Origin of the sequence: Herbaspirillum sp. WGmk3, assembly GCF_023952535.1 — a bacterium.
GTDB classification, from domain to species: Bacteria; Pseudomonadota; Gammaproteobacteria; order Burkholderiales; family Burkholderiaceae_D; genus Herbaspirillum; species Herbaspirillum huttiense.
Map to the genome: position 1 here is coordinate 1 of NZ_JAKYWT010000110.1, position 254 is coordinate 254.

Genomic DNA, 254 nt, shown 5'->3' on the forward strand with positions numbered 1-254 from the left:
CGGTTTGTTTTGAACAGTAAACGTCTGTTGAGCACATCCTGTAATAAGCAGGGCCAGCGCAGTAGCGAGTAGCATTTTTTTCATGGTGTTATTCCCGATGCTTTTTGAAGTTCGCAGAATCGTATGTGTAGAAAATTAAACAAACCCTAAACAATGAGTTGAAATTTCATATTGTTAATATTTATTAATGTATGTCAGGTGCGATGAATCGTCATTGTATTCCCGGATTAACTATGTCCACAGCCCTGACGGGG

The 254-nt window shown here is 39.4% G+C and carries 1 pseudogene; it reads right to left on the reverse strand.

Going from position 1 to position 254, the window contains the following annotated elements:
- A pseudogene (gene bor / locus MKD49_RS26105) lies at positions 1–84 on the reverse strand (serum resistance lipoprotein Bor); the annotation flags it as partial.
- Positions 85–254: the final 170 nt, after the last annotated feature.